Origin of the sequence: Pseudomonas sp. 18173, from assembly GCF_050432945.1 — a bacterium.
Lineage (GTDB): Bacteria > Pseudomonadota > Gammaproteobacteria > Pseudomonadales > Pseudomonadaceae > Aquipseudomonas.
In genome coordinates, this window is sequence record NZ_JBKFTN010000003.1 from 334,763 (window position 1) to 351,339 (window position 16,577).

Below are 16,577 nucleotides of genomic sequence, written 5' to 3' on the forward strand. Positions count from 1 at the left end.
AGCTCGCTCCTACAGGGGGGCGGGGAAGAATTTGAGAAAGCGACCCACAGGGCCAGAAGCATGCCGCAACCCTTCATATTCCGTACCGTCGAGCTGGATGGCCAGACGCTCCGCACGGCGGTACGCCCCGGCAAGCCTCACTTGACGCCCCTGCTGATTTTCAACGGCATTGGCGCCAACCTGGAGCTGGTGTTCCCGTTCATCGCGGCGCTGGACCCGGACCTGGAAGTCATCGCTTTCGACGTACCCGGCGTCGGCGGCTCGTCGACACCGAACCGGCCGTATCGTTTTCCGGGGCTGGCCAAGCTCACGGCGCGGATGCTCGACTATCTCGACTACGGGCAGGTCAACGTCATCGGTGTGTCCTGGGGTGGTGCCCTGGCCCAACAGTTCGCTTACGACTATCCCGAGCGCTGCAAGAAACTCGTGCTGGCGGCGACGGCGGCGGGTGCGGTGATGGTGCCGGGCAAGCCGAAAGTGTTGTGGATGATGGCCAGCCCGCGACGTTACATCCAGCCGTCCCACGTGATCCGCATTGCGCCGATGATCTACGGCGGCGCGTTCCGTCGCGACCCGACGCTGGCCGCCAGCCACGCGGCCAAGGTGCGTTCGGCGGGCAAGCTCGGTTACTACTGGCAGCTGTTCGCCGGCCTCGGCTGGACCAGCATTCACTGGCTGCACAAGATCCGCCAGCCAACCCTGGTACTGGCCGGCGACGATGACCCGCTGATCCCGTTGGTCAACATGCGCTTGCTGGCCTGGCGGATTCCCAACGCGCAGTTGCACATCATCGATGACGGGCATTTGTTCCTGATTACCCGGGCCGAAGCGGTGGCCCCGATCATCATGAAATTCCTGGAAGAGGAGCGCCAGCGCGCGGTGATGCATCCGCGTCCGGCGCCATTGGGCAGCTAAAGCGCTGCATCAGCGGCCGGCAGGACGCCACGCCGCGCAACAACCCGTTACAGCGTCTATGGTGTTCTGGTTCGGTGTTTTTGTTTTTGGCCTGAAGACGAAGGAGTGTTGACTCATGCGCGAGAAACCAGCGAGGGATTCCTTACCGACTCCCGCCGCGTTCATCAATGCACAGAGTGCGATTACCGGCCTGCGCGGTCGGGATCTGTTATCGACCCTGCGCAGTGTGGCCGCCCATGGCTTGCGCAATCCGGTGCACAGTGCCCGGCATGCCCTCAAACTCGGTGGCCAGCTTGGCCGTGTGCTGCTGGGCGAAACCCTGCACCCGACCAATCCGCAGGACACTCGCTTCGCCGATCCGGCGTGGAGCCTCAACCCGTTTTATCGGCGCAGCCTGCAGGCCTATCTGAGCTGGCAGAAGCAGGTCAAAAGCTGGATCGACGAGAGCAACATGAGCCCGGACGACCGTGCCCGCGCCCACTTCGCTTTCGCCTTGCTCAACGACGCCGTATCGCCCTCCAACACCCTGCTCAACCCACTGGCGGTCAAGGAACTGTTCAATTCCGGTGGCAACAGCCTGGTGCGTGGCATCGGCCATCTGGTGGACGATCTGCTGCACAACGATGGCCTGCCCCGGCAAGTCACCAAGCAAGCGTTCGAGGTCGGCAAGACGGTTGCCACCACCACCGGCGCCGTGGTGTTTCGCAACGAACTGCTTGAGCTGATCCAGTACAAGCCGATGAGCGAAAAGCAGTACTCCAAACCCCTGCTGGTGGTGCCGCCGCAAATCAACAAGTACTACATTTTCGACCTGAGCCCGCACAACAGCTTCGTCCAGTACGCGCTGAAAAATGGCCTGCAAACCTTCATGATCAGCTGGCGCAACCCGGATGTGCGCCACCGTGAATGGGGGCTGTCGACCTACGTGGAAGCCGTGGAAGAAGCCATGAACGTCTGCCGGGCGATCACCGGCGCACGCGAGGTCAACCTGATGGGCGCCTGCGCCGGCGGGCTGACCATTGCCGCCTTGCAGGGCCACTTGCAGGCCAAACGGCAGCTGCGCCGGGTGTCGAGCGCGACGTACCTGGTGAGCCTGCTCGACAGCCAGCTGGACAGCCCCGCCACGCTGTTCGCCGACGAACAGACCCTGGAGGCGGCCAAGCGCCGCTCCTATCAGAAAGGCGTGCTGGACGGCCGCGACATGGCCAAGGTCTTCGCCTGGATGCGCCCCAACGATTTGATCTGGAGCTACTTCGTCAACAACTACCTGTTGGGCAAGGAGCCGCCGGCGTTCGACATCCTCTACTGGAACAACGACTGCACGCGCTTGCCTGCGGCCCTGCATGGCGACCTGCTGGATTTCTTCAAGCACAACCCCCTGACCCACCCGGGCGGCCTCGAAGTGTGTGGCACGCCGATCGATTTGCAGAAGGTCACTGTCGACAGCTTCAGCGTCGCCGGCATCAACGATCACATCACGCCGTGGGATGCGGTGTATCGCTCGACGCTGTTGCTCGGTGGCGATCGGCGCTTCGTACTGTCCAACAGCGGTCATGTGCAGAGCATCCTCAACCCGCCGAGCAACCCGAAAGCCAACTACGTCGAGAACGGCAAACTGAGCAGCGACCCCCGCGCCTGGTACTACGACGCCAGGCATGTCGAGGGCAGTTGGTGGAGCCAATGGCTGGGCTGGATTCAGGAACGCTCCGGCGCGCAGAAGGAAACCGACATGGCGCTCGGCAACCAGAACTATCCACCGATGGAAGCTGCGCCCGGTACTTACGTACGTGTGCGCTGAACCTAAAAAAGGCCGCAGTCAGTCTCCGACCCGGTAGGAGCGAGCATGCTCGCGATGGATATCCAGACGCCGCGGGTCATCAGGTAGCCCGCGTAATCGTTGACGACCATCGCGAGCATGCTCGCTCCTACAGGACTGGAGGTTGGCCTGGCACGAACATTAAGAAGACTGGATGAAAACCCGCGACCGGATCCTCGAATGTGCCCTGCAATTGTTCAATCAAAAGGGCGAACCGAATGTCTCCACCATGGAAGTTGCCAACGAAATGGGCATCAGCCCGGGCAACCTCTACTACCACTTCCACGGCAAGGAACCGCTGATTCTCGGCCTGTTCGAGCGCTTCCAGGGTGAACTTGCCCCGCTGCTCGATCCACCGGCCGATGTCGAACTGGCGCCGGAGGACTACTGGCTGTTCCTGCACCTGATCGTCGAACGCCTGTCCCACTACCGGTTTCTGTTCCAGGACCTGTCGAACCTCGCCGGGCGCCTGCCGAAGCTGGCCAAGGGCATTCGCAATCTGCTCAATGCGCTCAAGCGCACACTGGCGTCGCTGCTGGCACGATTGCAGGCGCAAGGGCTGCTGGTCAGCGATACCCAGGCACTGGGGCAACTGGTGGAGCAGATCACCATGACGCTGCTGTTCTCACTGGATTACCAGCGGATTCTCGACCGTGAAGGCGAGGTGCGCCTGGTGGTTTACCAGATCATGATGCTGGTGGCGCCACACTTGCTGGCACCGATCAAGGCGGCGACCGAGCAGATGGCGATGGAGTACCTCAAGGAACACGAATAACCCCGACCACAACCAACCCACCCTGTAGGAGCGAGCTTGCTCGCGAAAAAGGTACAGCCGACGCTACACAGCGCCTGTAATACCATCGCGAGCAAGCTAGCTCCTACAGGAGGGGGGCAGTGCTGGCCTCGAATTGTGCACAAACAAAAACGCCCGACCTTCACAGGCCGGGCGTTTTCTTGAGCCCCGGAAATCAGGACTGACTGGTTGGCGTCGATGGAGTTGGCGCGACAGTCGGGGTGACAGCAGGGGTTGGCGCGGCAGCGGAGTTCGATGCGCTGACCGGAGCTGCCGGCGTTGCCGGTTTGGCAGCTGCCACTGCTGGTTTTGGCGCGGCGGCTTTTGGAGCTGCCGGCTTTTTCACTGCAGGTTTTTTCGCCGCAGCAGGCTTGGCCGCAGCCGTTTTTGCTGCTGGCTTGGCTGCCGGTTTAGCCGCAGGCTTGGCGGCGGCTTTTGCGGCGACCGGTTTGGCTGCCGGCTTGGCCGCTGCCGGTTTGGCGGCAGCGGTTTTAGCCGCAGGCTTGGCTGGCGCTTTTGCCAGTGGCTTGGCAGCAGTCTTGGCTGCCGGCTTGGCGGCGGCAGTCTTGGCAGCAGGTTTGGCCGCTGCGGTTTTCGCCGCAACAGGCGCAACCTTGGCACCGGTCAGTTTTTCGATTTGCTTGGTCAGGGTATCGACCTTGCTGTGCAGTGCCTTGACTTCGTTGCGGCTCGGTACGCCCAGACGCGAAATGGCGCTGTTCAGACGCTTGTCAAAAGCGCCCTCCAGCTCATCCCACTTGCCCAGTGCGCGATCTTTCACGCCGCTGATGCGCGACTTGGCCGAAGAAGCGGAGTCCTTGGCGGCGTCGACAGTCTTGCCAACAGCGCTCTTGGTGAGCTTCTCGGCTTTCTCGCCGTCCTTAACCAATGCATCGAAGAGTTTGCTGCCGTCAGTGTCGATCTTCGAGTACACGCCTAAACCAGCCAGCCAGATTTTTCGGGAGTAATCTTCAACCTTCCCGATCCACGAGCTGCCTTCTTTTTCGGTTTTCTTTTTAACAGCCATCCCGTTCTCCTTAAGATTTACGCGCGACGCTTTCGAGCAATGCCGTCAGCTCATCGAGCTTAGCAGAGAGTGCCTCAACGTCATGTTTAGACGGAATGCCGATACGATTCAAGGTACTTGCGACACGCGTATCGAACGCCTTCTCGACCCTGTCGAGTTGAACTTCGACCTTGCCTTTGAAAGTGCTGACTTCAGTCTTGGCTTCATCGATCTCGGCATTGGCCGCTTCAAGTTTCTCAGCGACTACCTTTTTGCCTTTCTTTTCAACAACCTGACCTGCTTTGACCAGCTCTTGAAAGTACTCGCTACCTTCTTGGCCGACCTTGGTGTAGGCACCCAGGCCTGCCAGCCAGATCTTGCGGGCATAGCTTTTGACGTCGCCCAGCGTGCTGGTCGATGCGTCGGTTTTTTTCTTCAAAATAACTTTGGCCATGGTGCACCTCACGCGCAGAAGGTTTGAGGAACTGCCCGGACAAGTGTCGGGCTCTGGCACAAAGTAGGGAGAAAAATTAGAAACGGCACCCTAACAACTGACATAAACAGCAGAGGCGCCACAAAACAAATGTGGGAGCGGGCTTGCTCGCGAAGGCGGTGGGTCAGTTGATAAAAATTTCACTGACACACCGCCTTCGCGAGCAAGCCCGCTCCCACAGGGGATATGATTTCAATCGGAAATCAGGCCAACGCTTTATCCAGCGCCTTTTCGATTTCCGCCTTGATCATGCCGCTCATGGCCGACATCATCAGGCCCAGTTCCACGTCGACGCGAATCGAATCCTCGGCGACATGCACCGCGCCCTTCACACCCGAGCGCTTGAGGTTCAGGGTGTCGCCGGACCACTGCGGCTGCAGGCCATACTGATCGGAAAGTTTCTGCGCCAGCTTGTCGGCTTTCTCGCGAGCCGCTTCCTTACCCAGGCCATGGGCACGTTCAACACTAATACTGGCCATCAAATGACTCCTGCTTTATGAATGCTCATTCGGTGCATCCTGACCGCCGCTGCGGCAAAACGTCCCGAGGTTGATCCATCTTACCTTCAGCCTTGCCAAGACAAAGCATCCCTTGGGGATTAGAATGTCGCGCATTCTCTTTTGGTGACAGCGATATGACTGATCAGCGCAAAGGCAACGATGCCGAACCCACCACTCACTTCGGCTTCAAAAACGTTCCGGAAAGCCAGAAAGCGGAAAAAGTCGCTGAGGTTTTCCACTCGGTAGCCGCCAAGTACGACCTGATGAACGACCTTCTGTCGGGCGGCATGCACCGTCTGTGGAAGCGTTTCGCGATCGAACTGTCGGGCGTTCGTGCCGGCAACCGCGTGCTCGACATCGCCGGCGGCACCGGCGACCTGACCCGGAAGTTCTCGCACCTGGTAGGCCCGACCGGCCAGGTCGTGTTGGCCGACATCAACGAATCCATGCTCAAGGTCGGTCGTGACCGCCTGCTGGACCTCGGTGTGGCCGGCAACGTCGAATTCGTCCAGGCCGATGCGGAAAAACTGCCGTTCCCCGACAACCATTTCGACTGCGTGACCATCGCCTTCGGCCTGCGCAACGTGACCCACAAGGAAGATGCGCTGCGCTCGATGCTGCGCGTGCTCAAGCCTGGTGGTCGCCTGCTGGTGCTGGAGTTCTCCAAGCCGACCAACGCGCTGATGTCCAAGGCCTACGACGCCTACTCGTTCGCCTTCATGCCGCTGATGGGCAAGCTGATCACCAACGACTCGGAAAGCTATCGCTACCTGGCCGAATCGATCCGCATGCACCCGAATCAGGAAACCCTGAAGTCGATGATGGTCGAGGCCGGTTTCGACCGCGTGACCTATCACAACATGACCGCAGGCATCGTTGCCCTGCACCGTGGCATCAAGCCCTGATGCTGCTCGCCGGCCTGCTCGCCAGCGTTGAGCTCGGCCTCAACCGGGTGCTGCGTCTCGACAGCACGGCGCTGCCACGGCTGGCGCATCTGACCGGCAAGGTGATTGCCGTCGACTGCCGCAGCCCGGCGCTGCAACTGTTCATCCTGCCCAGCGACGAAGGCCTGATGCTCGCCTCCCAGTGGGAAACCGGCGCCGACTGCACCCTGCGCGCACCGGCTTCGAGCCTGTTGAAACTGGCCATGAGCAAGGACAAGACCGCGATCCTGCACAGCCCTGAAGTCGAACTCGACGGTGACAGCGGCGTGCTGCTGGAACTGGCGGCGATCCTCCAGGACCTTGAGCTGGACTGGGAGTACGAACTCTCGCGCTGGCTGGGGCCGGTGGCCACGCAACTGGTCGGCGGTCACCTGCGCAGCCGCGCCCGCTGGTATCAGCAAGGCTTTGCCAGCCTGGGCCAGAACCTGGGCGAATACCTGGCCGAAGAGTCGCGCACCCTGGTCGGTCAGCGCGAAGCCGAAGCCCGATTCAGTGAACTGGACCAGATCAAGCTCGATCTGGAACGTCTCGAGGCGCGTTTCGAGCGCCTTTCCCGATCCCTCGACCCAAGCGATAACGCATGAAGCTGCTTGCCGTCCGCCGTCTGTTGCGCATCCAGCGCGTCGTGATCCGCTACCGCCTCGATGACCTGCTGTTCGACCTGCCACTGCCCTGGTTCCTGATGGCGCTGCGCTATGCCTTGCCGTGGCGCTGGTTCCCGCGCAAACCGCTGGACCTGAGCCGCGGCGCGCGCCTGCGCCTGGCGCTGCTGGACCTGGGGCCGATCTTCATCAAGTTCGGGCAGATCCTGTCCACTCGCCGCGACCTGTTGCCGGAAGACATCGCCGATGAGCTGATGAAACTGCAGGACCGGGTGCCGCCGTTCGATTCCCAGGTGTCGGTGAAGCTGATCGAAGAGCAGCTGGGCAAGAAAATCAGTGACGTGTTCAGCCGTTTCGACGTAGAACCGCTGGCCTCGGCCTCGGTGGCGCAGGTGCATGCCGCGCAACTGAAAACCGGTGAAGAAGTCGTCGTCAAGGTGATCCGCCCGGGCCTCAAACCGGTCATCAAGCAGGATCTGGCGTGGCTGTTCATTCTCGCGCGCGCTGCCGAAAGAGTGTCTGCCGATGCGCGCCTGCTGCACCCGGTGGACGTGGTCAGCGATTACGAAAAAACCATCTACGACGAACTCGACCTGCTGCGCGAGGCGGCCAACGCCAGCCAGTTGAAGCGTAACTTCGACGGTTCGCCGCTGCTGTACGTGCCGCAAGTCTACTGGGACTGGTGCCGGCCGAAAGTGCTGGTGATGGAGCGCATCTACGGCATCCAGGTCACGGATCTGGCGACCCTGGCCGACCAGCGCACCGACATGAAAATGCTCGCCGAGCGTGGCGTGGAGATCTTCTTCACCCAGGTGTTCCGCGACAGCTTCTTCCACGCCGACATGCACCCCGGCAACATTTTCGTCAGCACCGTGAATCCGTGGAGCCCGCAGTACATTGCCATCGACTGCGGCATCGTCGGCAGCCTGACCCCGGAAGACCAGGATTACCTGGCGCGCAACCTGTTCGCCTTCTTCAAGCGTGATTACCGCCGCGTGGCGCAATTGCACATCGATTCGGGCTGGGTGCCGGCGGAAACCAAACTCAACGAATTCGAAGCGGCGATCCGTACCGTGTGCGAGCCGATCTTCGAAAAACCGTTAAAGGATATTTCCTTCGGTCAGGTGCTGATGCGCCTGTTCCAGACCGCGCGGCGCTTCAACATGGAGGTGCAGCCGCAGTTGGTCCTGCTGCAAAAAACCCTGTTGAACATCGAAGGCCTGGGCCGCCAGCTGTACCCGGACCTCGACCTGTGGAACACCGCGCAGCCCTTCCTCGAACGCTGGATGCGCGAGCGCGTCAGTCCCAAAGCCTTGTTTGGCAACGTGCAGAGCCAGATCGAACAGATCCCGCACCTGGCCAACATGACGCGTGACCTGCTCGAACGCCTGTCCCAGCCCCATGCCAACGATCCGCCTCCAGCATGGCATCGACGCCGGGACGACTGGTTCCTGCGCCTGCTCGGCACGGCTCACCTGGCGGGTGGCGCCGTCCTTGCTGCCGGGGGGCCGCTGAACCAGTTGGCTTACTGGCCGGCTGGCATCATGATGGCGGTCGGTTTGTATCTGGTCGTTCGCCGATAGCCAGTCGTGCAACACGCTGGCACACTGTTTGGACGCTGCATTGAACGCAGGCCCCCGATTTTTGAAGTGCGGGCCGTATCGGAGTCGTTGATGAAGAATTGGCTGGACGAGATCAAGTGGGATGCCGACGGCCTGGTGCCGGCGATTGCCCAGGATCACAAGACCGGGCGCGTCCTGATGATGGCCTGGATGAACCGCGAAGCACTGGAACTGACCGCTGCCGAGAACCGCGCCATTTACTGGTCGCGTTCGCGTGGCAAGCTGTGGCGCAAGGGCGAAGAGTCCGGCCATGTGCAGACCCTGCACGAGATGCGCCTGGACTGTGACGCCGACGTCATCATCCTGATGGTCGAGCAGATCGGCGATATCGCCTGCCATACTGGCCGCCAGAGCTGCTTCTACCGTGTTTTCGAGAACGGCGACTGGAAAACCGTCGATCCGGTCCTGAAAGATCCGCATGCCATCTATTCCGCAGGGCACACACATGAGTGACACTCTCACCCGTCTGGCACAGGTACTGGAAGAGCGCAAAGGCGCCGCCGCCGACAGCTCGTATGTCGCCAGCCTGTACCACAAGGGCCTGAACAAGATTCTGGAAAAAGTCGGCGAAGAGTCGGTCGAGACCATCATTGCCGCCAAGGATGCCGCCGTCAGCGGTGACTGCAGCGATGTGATCTACGAAACCGCCGATCTGTGGTTCCACAGCATGGTCATGCTTGCCCAATTGGGGCAGCATCCACAGGCTGTACTCGATGAACTGGACCGACGTTTCGGTCTCTCCGGACACGCCGAGAAAGCCTCGCGCCCGTCCGCCTGAATAACTATTAGAGAGGAGCAGCAGCATGGGCATTTTTGACTGGAAACACTGGATCGTCATCCTGGTTGTCGTGGTACTGGTATTCGGCACCAAGAAACTGAAAAACCTCGGCACCGACGTCGGTGAATCGATCAAGGGCTTCAAGAAAGCCATGAACGACGACGAGAAACCGGCCGACCCGGCAGCGACCCCGACCCAACCGGTTCCGCCGGCTCAGCCGCAGGCCTCGGTGAACCAGCCGCACACCATCGATGTGCAGGCGCAGAAAGTCGAAGAGCCGATCCGCAAAGACGTGTGAGTACTGACTAATGTTTGGTATCAGCTTCTCTGAACTGCTGCTCGTCGGCCTCGTTGCCCTGCTGGTGCTGGGTCCCGAGCGCTTGCCGGGCGCTGCGCGCACCGCTGGCCTGTGGGTCGGGCGCCTGAAGCGCAGCTTCAACGCAATCAAACAGGAAGTTGAACGTGAAATCGGTGCCGACGAGATTCGTCGGCAACTGCACAACGAACACATCCTGTCGCTTGAGCAGGAGGCGCGGAAAATCTTCACGCCGACCCAGCAGGAGCCGACGCCGGTGGAGCAGGTGGGAGAGCAGGTGATTCAAGCGCCTGCCGCTACTGCCACGACAGCGCCTGCCGTAGCGGCTACGGAGCCTGCGCCCGTTGTGGCCGCGACGCCGGTTGAACCCGCTGCTCCAGCCGCCGCGCCGACAACGCCGGCTTCTCACGACACCACTTTGCCTCCGCGAGCCTCATGAGCGATCTCCCTGAAAACGACCAGCACATGCCGCTGGTTTCGCACCTCACCGAGTTGCGTACCCGACTGCTGCGCTGCGTAGCGGCGATTTTCATCATCTTCGGCGGGTTGTTCGCCTTCACCCAGCAGATCTACACCTTCGTTTCGACGCCACTGCGGGCATACCTGCCGGCCGGCGCAACGATGATCGCCACCGACGTGTCGTCGCCGTTCCTGACGCCACTGAAACTGACCATGATGGTCTCGCTGTTCCTGGCAATCCCGGTGATCCTGCATCAGATCTGGGGCTTCATCGCGCCTGGCCTGTACAAGCACGAGAAGCGCATTGCCGTGCCGTTGCTGATTTCCAGCATCGTGCTGTTCTACACCGGGATGGCGTTTGCCTATTACCTGGTGTTCCCGCTGATCTTCAAGTTCTTCGCCGCGGCCACCCCGGCCGGCGTGGAGATGATGACCGACATCACCAGCTACCTCGATTTCGTCATGACGCTGTTCTTCGCCTTTGGCGTGGCGTTCGAAATCCCGGTGGCCGTGGTGCTGCTGGTGTGGATCGGCGTGGTCGACGTCAAATACCTGAAGAAAATCCGCCCGTACGTGATCATCGGCTGCTTCGTGGTCGGCATGATCCTCACGCCACCGGACATCTTCTCGCAGACCCTGCTGGCCGTGCCGATGTGGTTGCTGTTCGAGATCGGCATCCTGTTCGGCAGCCTGATCAGCAAGCGCAGCGACCATCAGGAAGACCAGCCGGCTGACGATCACAACGACCAGCCGCCAGCGACCCAAGCGTGAACCTGCTGCTCCTTGAAGAGGCCGACTTCATCGCGGCCGACCGGGCGGTCCTGCGTGATCGCCGGTTGACCCACATGCAGGAAGTCCACCGCTGCGAAGTCGGCGACAGCATGCGCGTCGGGCGGATCGGCGGGCTGATGGGTTCGGCCGAAGTGCTGCGCCTGGACGCCGACGAAGCGGAATTGCGCGTCACTCTCGACCAGCCGCCTCCCGCCAAGCTGCCATTGACCCTGGTTTTGGCCCTGCCACGGCCCAAGATGCTCCGCAGGGTGTTTCAAACCGTGGCGGCCATGGGTGTGCCACGCATCGTGCTGGTCAACAGCTATCGCGTCGAGAAGAGCTTCTGGCAGACCCCGTTCCTGGAGCCGGAAGCGATTCGCGAGCAGTTGATCCTCGGCCTGGAACAGGCGCGGGACAGCGTGCTGCCGGAAGTTTTCATCGAGAAGCGCTTCAAGCCGTTCGTCGAAGACCGTTTGCCGGCGATCACCGACGGCACCCTCGGCCTGGTGGGACATCCGGGCAATTACCCGCCCTGCCCTCGCGCACTCAGCGAACCGGTGACCCTGGCCATCGGCCCCGAGGGTGGCTGGATTCCCTACGAGATCGACCTGCTGGGCAAATCCGGCCTGCAACCGGTGCAACTGGGCGAACGCATTCTTCGGGTCGAAACCGCCGTGACCGCGCTGCTGGCACGCCTTTTCTAATTCCCGACACAATCCCCTGTGGGAGCGGGCTTGCTCGCGAAGAGGCCGGTACATTCAATGCATCATCTGCGTTTGAAATACCGCTTTCGCGAGCAAGCCCGCTCCCACAGGTCCAACTTCTACTCAAGATAATCATCCGCCCGTATATCGGGCAGCACCTACAGATTCAGACGCCCCTGCCGATATACCCCCCATAAAACCAAATTGCGGTCCGGGGAGTTTCAGCATGTATCAATGGCTAGCCGAAAATCTGGGAAACGTCAGCGTCAAACGCAAGCTGGGGATAGGCTTCGGTCTGGTGCTGCTGCTGACCCTGCTGATCACCTTCACCGGCTGGAGCGGCCTGAGCGGCGTGACCAGCCGTGGCGATAAACTGGGGTTCATCGCCAGCCTCAACGACCTGACCAAGGACCTGCGCATTGCACGCCTGGACTACGAGATGCGTCGCGGCGAACAAGGCCCCGGCGCCGTCAACGATCTGCTGGGCAAACTCGAAAGCGGCCTGCAGACCGCCCGCGGCCTGATCGAGCAACCGGCTGATACGGCCATGGTCGAGCAACAACTGGCTGCTGTCGCCGAATACCGTCGCGCATTCGGCGACATGACCCAGGCCGGCGCCCAGCGTGAAGATGCCCGCAGCAAACTCGGCGCCACCGCCGACAATGCCGTAGCCCGCGTCGCCGAAGTGGAAAAATCCATGCTGCAAGGCGACAGCGTCGCAGCGTTCAACAGCGTGATAGACCTGAGCAAACTGATCCAGCAGGCGCGTTTCCAGGTTCGCGGCTACACCTACAGCGGCAAGAGCGAAGCCGAACAGCCGGCCCTGGATGCCATCGACAACGCCCTGAAGAATCTCGAGAGCCTGCCGGCCAAACTGCCTGAAGAACACATCGCCAATCTGCAACAGGCGACGGATTCGCTGAAGGCCTACCGCGCCGCTGTCAGCCAGTTCCGCGACTCCCAGGTGGCCAGCGCCAAGGCCCTGGCACGCATGTCTGCCCAAGGCGAGATCCTGTTGGACATGAGCCAGAAACTCACCGTCTCGCAAACCGTCGTGCGCGACACCGATGCCGCCCACGCGAAGAACATGCTGACCCTCGCCACGGTACTGGCCATCGCTTTCGGCCTGCTGGCCGCCTGGGCGATCACCCGGCAGATCATCATTCCGCTGAACCAGACCCTGGCCGTCGCTGAACGCGTTGCCAGTGGCGACCTGACTCACAACCTGATCTCCCTGCGCCGTGATGAGCTTGGCCAGTTGCAACGTGCCATGCAGAGCATGACCCAGGGCCTGCGTGAACTGATCGGCGGCATCAGCGATGGTGTCACGCAGATTGCCAGCGCCGCCGAAGAGCTGTCGGCCGTGACCGAGCAGACCAGCGCCGGGGTCAACAGCCAGAAGGTCGAGACCGATCAGGTCGCGACTGCCATGAACGAAATGGCCGCCACCGTGCAGGAAGTGGCGCGTAACGCCGAAGAGGCCTCCGAAGCCGCCGTCGCCGCCGACCAGCAGGCCCGCGAGGGCGACAAAGTGGTCGGTGAAGCCATCGCCCAGATCGAACGCCTGGCCGCGGAAGTCGGTCACTCCACCGAAGCCATGGGTGAACTCAAGCGCGAAAGCGACAAGATCGGCAGCGTGCTCGACGTCATCAAGTCCGTGGCCCAGCAAACCAACCTGCTGGCGCTCAACGCGGCGATTGAAGCCGCCCGCGCCGGTGAGGCCGGGCGTGGCTTTGCCGTGGTGGCAGACGAAGTCCGCAGCCTGGCCCAGCGCACCCAGAAGTCCACCGAAGAGATCGAAGAGCTGATCGTCGGCCTGCAAAACGGCACGCAGCAAGTGGCGACCATCATGGACAACAGCCGCACCCTGACCGACAGCAGTGTCGAACTGACCCGCCGCGCCGGCGGCTCACTGGAAAGCATCACCCGCACCGTCTCGGCGATCCAGGCGATGAACCAGCAGATCGCCGCTGCCGCCGAACAGCAAAGCGCCGTGGCCGAAGAGATCAACCGCAGCGTGCTGAATGTGCGGGATGTGTCGGATCAGACCTCGGCAGCCAGTGAAGAAACTGCGGCCTCCAGCGTTGAGCTGGCGCGGCTGGGGACGCATTTGCAAATGCTGGTGGGCAAATTCAAGGTTTGAGGTGATGCCTTCGCGAGCAAGCCCGCTCCCACAGGAGAACGCATTCCAGTGTGGGAGCGGGCTTGCTCGCGAAAGCGGTCTGTCAGACGCTGAAACTACAAAACCTGCCGCAAAAACGCCTGCGCTCGCGGATCCTTCGGCGCGTCGAAGAACTCCGCTGGCGACGCGTCTTCCAGCAACTTGCCGTGATCGAAGAACAGCACCCGGTCCGCCACTTCCCGGGCGAAACCCATTTCGTGGGTGACGCAAACCATGGTCATGCCTTCCACGGCCAGGTTTTTCATCACATCCAGCACTTCGCCGACCATTTCCGGGTCAAGTGCCGAGGTCGGCTCATCGAACAGCATGACCTTCGGCTCCATCGCTAGCGCCCGGGCAATCGCCACGCGCTGTTGCTGACCGCCGGACAGGCGTGACGGAAACTCGTGGGCCTTTTGCGCAATCCCGACTTTTTCCAGCAATGCAATGGCCTTGGCCTCGCGCTCTTTCTTGCCGCGCTTGCGCACGACCTTCTGCGCCAGACAGAGGTTTTCCAGCACGGTCATGTGCGGGAACAGGTTGAAGTGCTGGAACACCATGCCGACTTCGCGGCGGTAGGCGTTGACGTCGGTTTTCGGATCGGCCAGTTGCAGGCCGTCGATGCTCACCGAGCCGGAGTCGAACTCTTCCAGGCCATTGAGGCAGCGCAGGAAGGTCGACTTGCCGGAGCCGGACGGGCCGATCACCACCAGCACTTCGCCCTTGGCAACGATGGTGGAGACGTTATCCACCGCGCGCACCACCTGGCCGCGGGTGTCGAAGACTTTTACCAGATCGCGGACTTCAATCACTTTGCGCGAGCCTCCGCTCAAGCCGGCTGGCGATTTTCGACAGCGGCAGGTTGATCAACAGGTACAGACCGGCGACGCAGAACAGGATTTCGAACGGCGAAAACGAGGTGGTGATGACTTCGCGGCCGCTTTTAAGCAGCTCGGTAATCGCGATCACCGACACCAGCGAGGTGTCTTTCACCAGGCTGATGAACTGCCCGGCCAGCGGCGGCAGCACACGCTTGAAGGCTTGCGGCAGTACCACATGACGCATCGACTGGCCGGCGCTCAAACCCAGCGACCGTGCGGCTTCGTTCTGGCCACGGGCGATGGATTGCACGCCGGAACGGATGATTTCCGCCACATAGGCGCCCGTGAACAGCGACAGCGCGGCGATCCCGGCAAATTCCCGGGACAGGTTCATCACGGTGCCGATGAAGAAGTAGAAAATGAAGATCTGCACCAGCAGCGGCGTGCCGCGCACCAGTTCGACGTAAATGGTCGAGAGGTCGCGCAGGGTCGGGTTGTTCGACAGGCGGCACAGGCCGGTGGCCAGACCGATCAGCAGCCCGAGAACGCCAGACACCACGGACAACCACAAGGTGGTCCAGAGGCCCCACATCAGCGGTCCGGCGGCCCAATGGCGGGTCACGCCAATCACATCGCCCTCGGCTACGTCATCACCCTGGGCGACTTGCAGGCTGTTGTCGTCGACGGTCAGGCGCTGCTCATCACCCGCATCGTTGCGCAGGGTGACTTCGGCCTTGTCGCCCTTGCGCACCAGTTCGCTGACGGTGGAGATGTCGGCGGCGCGCTGGGATTCTTCGGCGTGGTAAGCGAAGTATTGCGGCACACGGTTCCAGCGCCATTCGTAGGACATCAGCGAGGTGGCGTAATACAACGCGCCGGCCAGGCCGATCAGCACCAGCACGGTCAGCACGTGCCAGGGCCATTGGGCTTTTTTCTGTTTCATTGCAGGTTCCGGTTTTTGTGTTGCCCTGGAGGGCCTCTTCGCGAGCAAGCCCGCTCCCACATTTGATCTCGGTCTAATGTGGGAGCGGGCTTGCTCGCGAATGGGACGACTCGATCTGGCTGACCGAGTTACTCCATGTCCTTGAGCCACTCGCTGCTCTTGAACCACTTGTCATGGATGCGATCGTAGGTGCCGTCTTCGTGGATCTGGTGCAGGAAGTTGTTGATGAAGTTGATGCTGTCGTAATCACCCTTCTTCAGGCCGAAAGCCAACGGCTCATAGGTGAACGGCTTGTCGAGAAACACCAGCTTGCCGTTGCCGACCTTGTTCAGCGCCACGACGTTGTAAGGTGCGTCGTAGATGAAGGCGTCTGCCTTGCCGTTGACCACGTCGAGCACGGCTTCCTGCTCGTTGTCGTAGCCGTGGTACTTGGCTTTGGCGATCAGCTTCCTGGCGACCATTTCGCCAGTGGTGCCGAGCTTGGAGGTGATGCGGTAGTCGGCAGTGTTCAGGTCTTTATAGGACTTGATGGTGCCTTCCAGCTCCTTGCGGATCAGCAGGGTCTGGCCGACCACGATGAACGGTTCGCTGAAGTTCAGGCGCAGGTTGCGCTCCTGGGTCAGGGTCATGCCGCTGCCGATCATGTCGAACTTGTCGGTCAGCAGGGCCGGGATGATGCCGTCGTAACCGGTGGACACCAGCTCCAGCTTGACGCCCATGGCCTTGGACATGGCTTTGAGAATGTCGACTTCGAAACCGATGATCTCGCCGCGCTTGTTGGTCATTTCGAACGGCATGTAGGTCGGGTCCATGCCGACTTTCAACGTGCCGCGCTTGACCGCGTCATCGATGGCACCGGCCTGCGCCGCGTTGACTGCAACCAGTGCCGTGACGCCGACCAGCAGCATCGACAGATACTTCTTCATCTTCAAG

19 protein-coding genes and 1 pseudogene are annotated in these 16,577 nt (G+C 61.3%); 14 read left to right on the plus strand and 6 right to left on the minus strand.

Annotation, left to right across the window (positions count from 1 at the left end):
- Nucleotides 1–60: 60 nt before the first annotated feature.
- The 3 genes from phaZ to ACLD1X_RS05345 all read left to right on the plus strand — a co-directional run bounded on the left by phaZ (nucleotide 61) and on the right by ACLD1X_RS05345 (nucleotide 3,506).
- On the plus strand, nucleotides 61–915 hold the full coding sequence (gene phaZ / locus ACLD1X_RS05335) for a poly(3-hydroxyalkanoate) depolymerase (protein WP_008017034.1): 855 nt from the start codon (nucleotides 61–63) through the stop codon (nucleotides 913–915).
- Nucleotides 916–1,030: 115 nt separating this feature from the next.
- Entirely contained in the window at nucleotides 1,031–2,713 is a 1,683-nt protein-coding gene (gene phaC, locus ACLD1X_RS05340) for a class II poly(R)-hydroxyalkanoic acid synthase (RefSeq protein ID WP_429366438.1), read from the plus strand.
- 172 nt (nucleotides 2,714–2,885) lie between these two features.
- Nucleotides 2,886–3,506 (plus strand): TetR/AcrR family transcriptional regulator, encoded by a 621-nt coding sequence (locus tag ACLD1X_RS05345; protein ID WP_111289461.1) that lies wholly within the window; start codon nucleotides 2,886–2,888, stop codon nucleotides 3,504–3,506.
- Between the two features lie 193 nt (nucleotides 3,507–3,699).
- On the opposite strand, the gene ACLD1X_RS05350 is transcribed toward ACLD1X_RS05345, so the two are convergent.
- From ACLD1X_RS05350 to ACLD1X_RS05360, 3 genes are all read right to left on the minus strand, one after another.
- Nucleotides 3,700–4,551 carry a phasin family protein gene (locus tag ACLD1X_RS05350; protein WP_429366439.1) on the minus strand — a complete coding sequence of 284 codons (852 nt, stop codon included), beginning with the start codon at nucleotides 4,549–4,551 and terminating at the stop codon, nucleotides 3,700–3,702.
- 10 nt (nucleotides 4,552–4,561) lie between these two features.
- Entirely contained in the window at nucleotides 4,562–4,984 is a 423-nt protein-coding gene (locus ACLD1X_RS05355; RefSeq protein ID WP_429366440.1) for a phasin family protein, read from the minus strand.
- Between the two features lie 242 nt (nucleotides 4,985–5,226).
- Nucleotides 5,227–5,502, minus strand: a complete 276-nt coding sequence (locus ACLD1X_RS05360; RefSeq protein ID WP_429366441.1) for a polyhydroxyalkanoic acid system family protein — start codon at nucleotides 5,500–5,502, stop codon at nucleotides 5,227–5,229.
- A 155-nt stretch (nucleotides 5,503–5,657) separates the two neighbouring features.
- Here ACLD1X_RS05360 and ubiE point away from each other — a divergent pair, with 155 nt between their 5' ends.
- The 11 genes and pseudogenes from ubiE (at nucleotide 5,658) to ACLD1X_RS05415 (ending at nucleotide 13,862) form a co-directional block, all read left to right on the plus strand.
- On the plus strand, nucleotides 5,658–6,428 hold the full coding sequence (gene ubiE / locus ACLD1X_RS05365; protein ID WP_223447390.1) for a bifunctional demethylmenaquinone methyltransferase/2-methoxy-6-polyprenyl-1,4-benzoquinol methylase UbiE: 771 nt from the start codon (nucleotides 5,658–5,660) through the stop codon (nucleotides 6,426–6,428).
- Nucleotides 6,428–7,051, plus strand: a complete 624-nt coding sequence (locus ACLD1X_RS05370; RefSeq protein WP_429366442.1) for a ubiquinone biosynthesis accessory factor UbiJ — start codon at nucleotides 6,428–6,430, stop codon at nucleotides 7,049–7,051. The genes ubiE and ACLD1X_RS05370 overlap by 1 nt, the downstream gene beginning before the upstream one ends.
- Entirely contained in the window at nucleotides 7,048–8,652 is a 1,605-nt protein-coding gene (gene ubiB / locus ACLD1X_RS05375) for a ubiquinone biosynthesis regulatory protein kinase UbiB (RefSeq protein WP_429366443.1), read from the plus strand. Before ACLD1X_RS05370 ends, ubiB begins: the two co-directional genes overlap by 4 nt.
- A gap of 90 nt (nucleotides 8,653–8,742) precedes the next feature.
- Nucleotides 8,743–9,144: a phosphoribosyl-AMP cyclohydrolase gene (gene hisI, locus ACLD1X_RS05380; RefSeq protein ID WP_007899278.1), complete on the plus strand. Its 402-nt coding sequence runs from the start codon at nucleotides 8,743–8,745 to the stop codon at nucleotides 9,142–9,144.
- Complete coding sequence (locus tag ACLD1X_RS05385; protein ID WP_046816939.1) at nucleotides 9,137–9,469, plus strand: phosphoribosyl-ATP diphosphatase; 333 nt, start codon at nucleotides 9,137–9,139, stop codon at nucleotides 9,467–9,469. The genes hisI and ACLD1X_RS05385 overlap by 8 nt, the downstream gene beginning before the upstream one ends.
- Before the next feature lie 25 nt (nucleotides 9,470–9,494).
- Nucleotides 9,495–9,767, plus strand: coding sequence for a twin-arginine translocase TatA/TatE family subunit (locus tag ACLD1X_RS05390; RefSeq protein ID WP_429366444.1), 273 nt, complete (start codon nucleotides 9,495–9,497; stop codon nucleotides 9,765–9,767).
- Between the two features lie 10 nt (nucleotides 9,768–9,777).
- The gene (gene tatB, locus ACLD1X_RS05395) at nucleotides 9,778–10,224 is read left to right on the plus strand and encodes a Sec-independent protein translocase protein TatB (protein ID WP_429366445.1); all 447 of its coding nucleotides are present in this window, start codon (nucleotides 9,778–9,780) and stop codon (nucleotides 10,222–10,224) included.
- On the plus strand, nucleotides 10,221–11,015 hold the full coding sequence (tatC, locus tag ACLD1X_RS05400; protein WP_429366446.1) for a twin-arginine translocase subunit TatC: 795 nt from the start codon (nucleotides 10,221–10,223) through the stop codon (nucleotides 11,013–11,015). The genes tatB and tatC overlap by 4 nt, the downstream gene beginning before the upstream one ends.
- The gene (locus tag ACLD1X_RS05405; protein ID WP_429366447.1) at nucleotides 11,012–11,719 is read left to right on the plus strand and encodes a 16S rRNA (uracil(1498)-N(3))-methyltransferase; all 708 of its coding nucleotides are present in this window, start codon (nucleotides 11,012–11,014) and stop codon (nucleotides 11,717–11,719) included. The genes tatC and ACLD1X_RS05405 overlap by 4 nt, the downstream gene beginning before the upstream one ends.
- Before the next feature lie 226 nt (nucleotides 11,720–11,945).
- A pseudogene (locus ACLD1X_RS05410) lies at nucleotides 11,946–13,007 on the plus strand (methyl-accepting chemotaxis protein); the annotation flags it as partial.
- A 141-nt stretch (nucleotides 13,008–13,148) separates the two neighbouring features.
- Nucleotides 13,149–13,862, plus strand: coding sequence for a methyl-accepting chemotaxis protein (locus ACLD1X_RS05415; RefSeq protein WP_413428252.1), 714 nt, complete (start codon nucleotides 13,149–13,151; stop codon nucleotides 13,860–13,862).
- Nucleotides 13,863–13,957: 95 nt separating this feature from the next.
- On the opposite strand, the gene ACLD1X_RS05420 is transcribed toward ACLD1X_RS05415, so the two are convergent.
- The 3 genes from ACLD1X_RS05420 to ACLD1X_RS05430 form a co-directional block, all read right to left on the minus strand.
- A complete protein-coding gene (locus ACLD1X_RS05420; RefSeq protein WP_429366448.1) occupies nucleotides 13,958–14,692 on the minus strand; it encodes an amino acid ABC transporter ATP-binding protein in 735 nt (244 codons plus the stop codon).
- Nucleotides 14,685–15,644, minus strand: a complete 960-nt coding sequence (locus ACLD1X_RS05425; RefSeq protein WP_429366449.1) for an amino acid ABC transporter permease — start codon at nucleotides 15,642–15,644, stop codon at nucleotides 14,685–14,687. The genes ACLD1X_RS05420 and ACLD1X_RS05425 overlap by 8 nt, the downstream gene beginning before the upstream one ends.
- A gap of 128 nt (nucleotides 15,645–15,772) precedes the next feature.
- Nucleotides 15,773–16,570, minus strand: a complete 798-nt coding sequence (locus ACLD1X_RS05430; RefSeq protein ID WP_429366450.1) for a transporter substrate-binding domain-containing protein — start codon at nucleotides 16,568–16,570, stop codon at nucleotides 15,773–15,775.
- Nucleotides 16,571–16,577 lie beyond the last annotated feature (7 nt).